The organism is Psychrobacter sp. TB20-MNA-CIBAN-0197, from assembly GCF_040309765.1.
Classification (GTDB): Bacteria; Pseudomonadota; Gammaproteobacteria; order Pseudomonadales; family Moraxellaceae; genus Psychrobacter; species Psychrobacter submarinus.
In genome coordinates, this window is sequence record NZ_JBEOPC010000374.1 from 1 (window position 1) to 286 (window position 286).

Below are 286 nucleotides of genomic sequence, written 5' to 3' on the forward strand. Positions count from 1 at the left end.
ACTAACACGTGTTTGTGTGCCATCAATAATACAAGAATGTGGGTCGTGATTAAAATCAACCGATACAAGCGGCTCTTCGGTATAACTTAAAATACCTTCTAAGCGGTCTTTTGCTTGTGCTTTAAGTGCATTATTTACTGCATTTAAATCTACATCGGTATTAACCGTTACACTTAAATCCATAGCCGTTACGTTAATAGTAGGCACGCGTACAGCAATGGCTTCAAAGCGGCCTTTAAATTTAGGTAAAATACGGTCTATACCGCGGGCTAGTTTTGTATCAACT

At 38.8% G+C, this 286-nt stretch carries 1 pseudogene; it reads right to left on the reverse strand.

What is annotated here, in order from left to right:
• Positions 1-286, reverse strand: a pseudogene (locus AAEY83_RS14100) (type I glyceraldehyde-3-phosphate dehydrogenase); the annotation flags it as partial.